At 64.4% G+C, this 7238-nt stretch carries 6 protein-coding genes; 2 read left to right on the top strand and 4 right to left on the bottom strand.

The window, feature by feature from the left end:
• Positions 1–47 precede the first annotated feature (47 nt).
• The 3 genes from yjiA to DM373_RS17125 form a co-directional block, all read right to left on the bottom strand.
• Positions 48–1025 (bottom strand): GTPase, encoded by a 978-nt coding sequence (yjiA, locus tag DM373_RS17135; RefSeq protein ID WP_110994699.1) that lies wholly within the window; start codon positions 1023–1025, stop codon positions 48–50.
• 78 nt (positions 1026–1103) lie between these two features.
• Positions 1104–1301, bottom strand: coding sequence for a YbdD/YjiX family protein (locus DM373_RS17130; protein ID WP_110994698.1), 198 nt, complete (start codon positions 1299–1301; stop codon positions 1104–1106).
• Between the two features lie 13 nt (positions 1302–1314).
• Positions 1315–3381: a carbon starvation CstA family protein gene (locus DM373_RS17125; protein ID WP_110994697.1), complete on the bottom strand. Its 2067-nt coding sequence runs from the start codon at positions 3379–3381 to the stop codon at positions 1315–1317.
• Positions 3382–3548: 167 nt separating this feature from the next.
• On the opposite strand from DM373_RS17125, the gene DM373_RS17120 reads away from it, so the two are divergent.
• Both DM373_RS17120 and DM373_RS17115 read left to right on the top strand, forming a co-directional pair.
• Positions 3549–3917 carry a PilZ domain-containing protein gene (locus DM373_RS17120; RefSeq protein ID WP_110994696.1) on the top strand — a complete coding sequence of 123 codons (369 nt, stop codon included), beginning with the start codon at positions 3549–3551 and terminating at the stop codon, positions 3915–3917.
• Positions 3918–4179: 262 nt separating this feature from the next.
• Positions 4180–5697, top strand: coding sequence for a nucleobase:cation symporter-2 family protein (locus DM373_RS17115; RefSeq protein ID WP_110994695.1), 1518 nt, complete (start codon positions 4180–4182; stop codon positions 5695–5697).
• Positions 5698–5896: 199 nt separating this feature from the next.
• Here DM373_RS17115 and DM373_RS17105 read toward each other — a convergent pair whose 3' ends face one another.
• Positions 5897–7234 carry a TolC family outer membrane protein gene (locus tag DM373_RS17105; protein ID WP_110994694.1) on the bottom strand — a complete coding sequence of 446 codons (1338 nt, stop codon included), beginning with the start codon at positions 7232–7234 and terminating at the stop codon, positions 5897–5899.
• Positions 7235–7238: the final 4 nt, after the last annotated feature.

Genomic DNA, 7238 nt, shown 5'->3' with positions numbered 1-7238 from the left:
AAAAAATGCCGCCTCGCGGCGGCATCGAACAGTCGGCCAGGTCTTACTCAGGCGTGGCTCAGGGCCTCGAAACCTGCCCGGATCTTCTCCTCCGGCAGCTCGTCGGCGATGAACACCATTACGCTTTCCCGGGCCTCGCCTTCCTTCCACTCGGCATCCCAGTCAAACCCATACAGCTTGAGCACCCCCTGGAACACCAGTCGGCGGTCTTCGCCGGCAATGTTCAGCACGCCCTTGTAACGCAGCAACTGCTTGCCGTGCTCCTCAAGCAACTCATTCATGAAGTCGCTGAGGCGGTCGATGTCCAACGGGGTGTCGGTGCGCAGTACCAGGGTCGAGATACGATCCGGTGTGGCCGGCTTGAGTACCGGTCGCAGGGTTGGCTTGAGGCTGATGCCCAGCTCCGGGTTGAGGTTGAAGCCGCGCACGTCGAGCAATTCGGCCAGGTCGATACGGCCGTGCTCCACCACGCGGATCGCCGCCCTGCCATTGATTCGCTCCAGGCGCTCGCGCAAGGCCTCCACCGCCGCAGGTTCGGCCAGGTCGGTCTTGCTCAACAGCAGGCGGTCGGCAAAACCGACCTGGGCCTGGGCGATGGCTTGGGTCAGGTGCAGTTCGGCATGCACGGCATCGACCAAGGTGATGATGCCGTCGAGGACATAGCGCTCGCGCAGCTCCTCATCGATGAAGAAGGTCTGCGCCACCGGCGCGGGGTCGGCGAGGCCGGTGCACTCGATCACCAGGCGGTCGAAAGCGATTTCGCCGGCATCCAGGCGCTCCAGCAGCAGGTACAGCGCGCGAGTCAGGTCGCCATGGATGCTGCAGCACACGCAGCCGTTGGCCAGGGTCATGACCTGCACCGGTTCGTCGCCCAGCAGCTGGCTGTCGATGCCGGCCTCGCTGAACTCGTTTTCGATCACGGCGATCTTCAGGCCGTGCTCGGCCTTGAGCATGTGTTTGAGCAGGGTGGTCTTGCCGGCGCCGAGGAAGCCGGTCAGCACGGTAACGGGAATCGGCGTATGCACGCGGTTGTCTCCTGGAGCTGAAAACGAAAGTGGGAGCCCGGTTGCCCGGGCTCCCACTGATTCACACGTGTCGCGGGTTCAACAGCACTTGGGCCCGGACTTGCCACCGTAGCGCGCTTCCTGGCGTTCGCGGAAGAACGCTTCGTAGCTCATCACCGGCTTGTCCGGGTGCTTGGTCTGCATGTGCTCGACGTAGTTGTCGTAGTCGGGCATGCCGACCATCAGGCGGGCTGCCTGCCCCAGGTACTTACCCAGTCGACTCAGGTCGTTGAACATCGCGGCATTCCTCTCAAGCGTCAGGCAAAGCCTGGAACGGGGTTTCCTTGTCGCTGCGCTCCTTGCGGCCCCAGGCGGCATAGCCGACCTTGAGGGCGAAGAACAGGATGCTGAACACCACCAGCAGGAACAGGATCGTCAGGCCGGCGTTGGTGTAGGCGTTGAAGATCACGTGCTGCATCTGGCCGATGTCCTTGGCCGGGGCCAGCACCTGGCCGGCGTCCAGCGCGGTGCTGTACTTCTTGGCCAGGGCCAGGAAGCCGACGGCCGGGTTCGGGTCGAACAGCTTGATCAGGCCCGCTGCAGTGGTGCAGATCAGCAGCCAGACCGCAGGTACCAGGGTGACCCAGATGTAGCGCTGGCGCTTCATCTTGATCAGCACCACGGTGCCGAGCATCAGGGCGATACCGGCCAGCATCTGGTTGGAGATACCGAACAGCGGCCACAAGGTGTTGATACCACCCAGCGGATCGATCACGCCCTGGTACAGCAGGTAGCCCCACATCGCCACGCAACCGGCGGTGGCCAGCAGGTTGGCGCCCCACGACTCGGTGCGCTTGAGCGCCGGCACGAAGCTGCCCAGCAGGTCCTGCAGCATGAAGCGCCCGGCACGGGTACCGGCGTCCACGGCGGTCAGGATGAACAGCGCTTCGAACAGAATCGCGAAGTGGTACCAGAACGCCATGGTGTTCTCACCCGGCAGCACCTGGTGCAGGATCTGCGCGATACCGACCGCCAGCGTTGGCGCACCACCGGCACGGGCCAGGATGGTGTGTTCGCCGATGTCGCGGGCGACCGCTTCAAGCTGCTCGGGGGTGATCAGGAAGCCCCAGCTGCTGACCGTTTGCGCCACCGAAGCGACGTCGGCACCGACCACTGCGGCCGGGCTGTTCATGGCGAAGTACACGCCAGGCTCGATCACCGAGGCGGCAACCATGGCCATGATGGCGACGAACGACTCCATCAGCATGCCGCCGTAGCCGATGTAACGGGCGTTGGTTTCGTTGTCCAGCAGCTTGGGCGTGGTCCCCGAGGAGATCAGCGCGTGGAAGCCGGATACCGCGCCGCAGGCGATGGTGATGAACAGGAACGGGAACAGGGTGCCCTTCCACACCGGGCCCGTGCCGTCGGTGAACTGGGTCAGCGCCGGCATTTTCAGCTCGGGAGCGATGATCAGGATACCGATGGCCAGGCCGACGATGGTGCCGATCTTGAGGAAGGTGGAAAGGTAGTCGCGCGGCGCCAGCACCAGCCATACCGGCAGCACGGCGGCGACGAAACCGTAACCGACCAGCATCCAGGTGATCTGCACGCCGGTGAAGGTGAAGGCCGGGCCCCAGACCGGATCCGCGGCGATCTGGCCCCCCAGCCAGATCGACAGCAGCAACAGCACCACGCCGATGACCGAGATCTCGCCGATGCGGCCCGGGCGGATATAGCGCATGTAGATGCCCATGAACATCGCGATCGGGATGGTCGCCATCACCGTGAACATGCCCCACGGGCTCTCGGCCAGGGCCTTGACCACGATCAGCGCCAGCACCGCGAGGATGATGATCATGATCAGGAAGCAGCCGAACAGGGCGATGGTGCCCGGGATGCGGCCCATTTCCTCACGCACCATGTCGCCCAGCGAGCGGCCGTTGCGACGGGTGGAGAGGAACAGGACCATGAAGTCCTGTACCGCGCCAGCCAGCACCACGCCGGCGATCAGCCACAGCGTGCCGGGCAGGTAGCCCATCTGTGCGGCGAGCACCGGGCCCACGAGCGGGCCGGCACCGGCGATTGCCGCGAAATGGTGGCCGAAGAGGATGTGTTTGTTGGTCGGGACGTAGTCCAGGCCATCGTTGTTGAGTACCGCGGGCGTGGCCCGGCGGGGATCCAGTTGCATCACCTTGGTGGCGATGAACAGGCTGTAGTAACGGTAGGCAACCAGGTAGATGGCCACTGCCGCGACCACGATCCACAAGGCGTTGATTGCCTCGCCTCGGCGCAGGGCTACCACACCCAGCGCGCAGGCCCCTATGACTGCCAGCGCCAGCCACGGAATGTGGCGTAGCAGGCTATTATTGTTGTTCATGGTTTACTTCCAGCTGGTGGATTGGAAAGACCGCCCATCGAGTCTAGGGCGTGTCATCGCGCATTGCCACACTTGCTTTGGTCTAGAGCCTCTGCGGCCAGATTGCGGTACCTGCTACAGCGACATTAACCACTATAGTCAGGTTGAACCCTCGAGGACCTTTCCCCATGAGCAGTCACGACGAGCGCCGCCGTTTCCAACGCATCACCTTCGATGCACCTACCGAACTGCGCCAGGGCGAACGCCGCTGGCCCGCCAAGCTGCTGGATCTTTCGCTCAAGGGTTTGCTCATCGAGCGCCCCACCCCCTGGGATGCCGACCTCACCCAGGACTTCGAGGCGATCATCAAGCTCAATGACGGCAAGACCCAGGTGCGGATGCAGGTCGAACTGCGCCATGAAGAGGAAGCCTGCCTGGGTTTCATCTGCCTCTATATCGACATCGACTCGATGACTCATTTGCACCGTCTGGTGGAATTGAACGTGGCCGACAGCACCGAAATGATGCGCGAACTGCGTGAATTGATCGAAGATTGAAATCTCTTAGCCTGCTAACGAACTGACCTGGGAGTGTTTCCTGTCTACCCAGACAGCTTTGTGCGGGCCCCATCCACCCTTGTACACACCCTTCTAGTACCGCATTTGCCGAGTTGGAACGCATTCTGCATCCAGAAAAAGCGCACCCTGGAGGCAGCACTGTGCGCGTCAGGATCAAAATATTGTATACAATTCTGATGGCAATCGAATCCACATCCTGTCTACAGTAGTGCCACAACAATAAATGCTGAGAGCCTGCTCCATGACTACGTCCCCTAGCACGTCTCCCACCCAACGCCCCGAGGATGAAAACCTCGGGCTTGGCGCCAACCTGGCCTACGGCCTGCAACACGTTCTGACCATGTATGGCGGGATCGTCGCGGTACCGCTGATCCTCGGCCAGGCGGCCGGTCTGGCCCCCGCCGAAATCGGCCTGTTGATTGCGGCTTCGTTGTTCGCGGGGGGGCTGGCGACGTTGCTGCAGACCCTCGGCCTGCCGTTCTTCGGTTGCCAGTTGCCCTTGGTGCAAGGCGTCTCGTTTGCCGGTGTGGCGACCATGGGGGCGATCCTCAGCAGCCAAAACGGTGGTGGCTTGCCAGCGGTGCTGGGTGCGGTCATGGCCGCCTCGCTGATCGGCTTTCTGATCACCCCGGTGTTCTCGCGCATCACCAAGTTCTTCCCACCGCTGGTGACCGGTATCGTCATCACCACCATCGGCCTCACCCTGATGCCCGTCGCGGCGCGCTGGGTAATGGGCGGCAACAGCGCTTCGCCAGAGTTCGGCAGCATGGCCAACATCGGCCTGGCGGCACTGACCTTCGCCATCGTCCTGCTGCTGAGCAAGCTGGGCAGCGCGACCATCTCGCGGCTGTCGATCCTGCTGGCCATGGTGGCGGGCACCCTGATCGCCTGGGCGCTGGGCATGACCGACTTCAGCAAGGTCACCGAAGGCCCGATCTTCGCCTTCCCCACCCCCTTCCACTTCGGCATGCCGACCTTCCACATCGCCGCGATCCTGTCGATGTGCATCGTGATCATGGTGACCCTGGTCGAGACCTCGGCCGACATCCTCGCGGTCGGTGAAATCATCGACACCAAGGTCGACTCCAAGCGCCTGGGCAACGGCCTGCGCGCCGACATGGCATCGAGCATCCTGGCGCCGATCTTCGGTTCGTTCACCCAGAGCGCCTTCGCCCAGAACGTTGGCCTGGTGGCCGTGACCGGGGTCAAGAGCCGCTACGTGGTCGCCACCGGCGGCGTGATCCTGGTGGTGCTCGGCCTGCTGCCGATCATGGGCCGCATCATCGCCGCAGTCCCGACCCCGGTGCTCGGCGGCGCCGGCATCGTGCTGTTCGGCACCGTGGCCGCCAGTGGCATCCGCACCCTGTCGAAGGTCAACTACAAGAACAACGTCAACCTGATCATCGTCGCCGCCTCGCTGGGCTTCGGCATGATCCCGATCGCCGCGCCGACCTTCTACCACAACTTCCCGAGCTGGTTCGAAACCATCTTCCACTCCGGCATCAGCTCGGCGGCGATCATGGCCATCCTGCTCAACCTGATGTTCAACCACTTCACCACCGGCAACTCGGAAAACCAGTCGGTGTTTGCCGCGGCCTACGAGCGCACCATCCAGTACTCGGACATCTCGTGCCTGCGCGATGGCGACTACTTCAAAGATGGCAAGCTGTTCGACGCCGAAGGCAATGAAGTACCGGTCATGGAACTGGACGAACACGGCAACGAAGCGCCCAGGCGCAATGCCGTTGCCGAGCACTGATCGCTGAGCGAGGCGATCACGCAGGGGAGCCGACGCGCATCGTCGGCTCCCCTTTTTGTTTGCCTGCGCAGATCGCTGATTTCGCAACAGCGGCGCGTTTCCTGTGGGAGCGGGTTTACCCGCGAACACCGGCGAAGCCGGTGCCCTGCACCGCGTCGCCTGCTTCGCGGGTAAACCCGCTCCTACAGGCCCCTGCCAATTAGCCGTGGGCAGCAAAGTAACCGTTCAGCGCGTTCAGGTCCCCGGCATCCAGCACCCCCGCCAGGTAGCGCAGCTTCAGCCACGCCCGCAGGTAGTCGTAGCGCGCCTGCGCCAGGTCGCGGCGGGCGCTGTACAGTTGCTGCTCGGCATCCAGCACATCCAGGTTGACCCGCTCGCCGCCCGCCACGCTCTTGCGCGTGGCCTCCACCAGCGCGCCCGCAGCGCTCACCGCCAGGTCATAGGCACGGATCTTCGCCGTGCTGCTGGCGCACAGGTTGAACTGCCGGCGCAGCTGGTTGACCGTGTCGCGCAACTGGGCATCCAGCTCGAAGCCTGCGGCATCGCGCTGGGCCTGGGCCTGGCGCACCGAGGCCGACACCCCGCCCCCGGCAAACAGCGGCACGCTCAGTTGCAGGCCGATGCTGTCGGTGTCGTAGCGCTGGTTGTAGCTGCTTTCGGAACTGGAACTGGAAACCCCGCTGCTGGCATACGCACTCAGCGACGGCAGGTGCCCGGCGCGCTGGCGCTCGACATTGTGCTCGGCCACCTCCAGGCCATGGCGCTGGCTGGCCAGCTCGGCGTTGCGGGCCACGGCCAGGTCACGCCAGGGTTCGAAGCGTGCCGGAGTCAGTGGCTGGACCGTGAAACGCGCCGCCAGCGGTGCCAGGTCCTCGACCGTCACCGGCTCGCCGATGATGGCCTGCAGCGCCTGCAGCGCGGCATCGAGGCTGTCGCCGGCCTCGATCTCCTGGGCCTGGGCCAGCTCGAAGCGGGCGCGGGTTTCCAGCAGGTCGGTACGGGTGCCCTCGCCGCCCTTGAGCAAGCGTTCATTGAGTGTCAGCTGCTCGGCATAGGTGCGCCGCTGGGCCTGGGCCAGGCCGATCTGTTCGTTGGCGAACAACGCCTCGCTGTAGGCCTGGAACAGGCGTACCACCAGTTCCTGGCCGCGCCCGCGCAGGCGCTCATCCGCCAGCGCCGCCTGGGCCACGCCCTGGCGATAGGCACTCCAGGCGGCGTAGTCGAACAACGGTTGTTCCAGGGTCAGTGTCGAGCTGTAGCTGCGGTAGTCGCGCTGGGTGGTGACGTTGCCGAACGGGCTGCGCTGGGTCACCTCGGAGTCGTTGCGCGCGCGGTTGTAGCGGTACGACAGCTTGGGCAACAGGCCGGCACGGCCGATCGCCAGGTTCTCCACGCCAGCGGCGCGCTCGGCGATCGCGCCCTGCCAGGCCGGGTCGTTGCGCAGGGCCAGGGCATAGGCATCGCCCAGGTCAAGCGCCTGCGCCGGCAGGCTGGCAGCGATCAGCATGGGCAGGGCAAGACGGGCAAACAGCGGCATCCGC

This window comes from Pseudomonas sichuanensis (genome assembly GCF_003231305.1).
In the GTDB taxonomy this organism is placed as follows: domain Bacteria; phylum Pseudomonadota; class Gammaproteobacteria; order Pseudomonadales; family Pseudomonadaceae; genus Aquipseudomonas; species Aquipseudomonas sichuanensis.
This window is presented reverse-complemented; position numbering and strand designations above follow the sequence as displayed.

Coding starts and splice junctions, on each gene's coding strand:
- DM373_RS17115 (WP_110994695.1), top strand. CDS start 4,180: ATGACTACGTCCCCTAGCACGTCTCCCACCCAACGCCCCGAGGATGAA.
- DM373_RS17125 (WP_110994697.1), bottom strand. CDS start 3,381: ATGAACAACAATAATAGCCTGCTACGCCACATTCCGTGGCTGGCGCTG.
- DM373_RS17130 (WP_110994698.1), bottom strand. CDS start 1,301: ATGTTCAACGACCTGAGTCGACTGGGTAAGTACCTGGGGCAGGCAGCC.
- DM373_RS17120 (WP_110994696.1), top strand. CDS start 3,549: ATGAGCAGTCACGACGAGCGCCGCCGTTTCCAACGCATCACCTTCGAT.
- DM373_RS17105 (WP_110994694.1), bottom strand. CDS start 7,234: ATGCCGCTGTTTGCCCGTCTTGCCCTGCCCATGCTGATCGCTGCCAGC.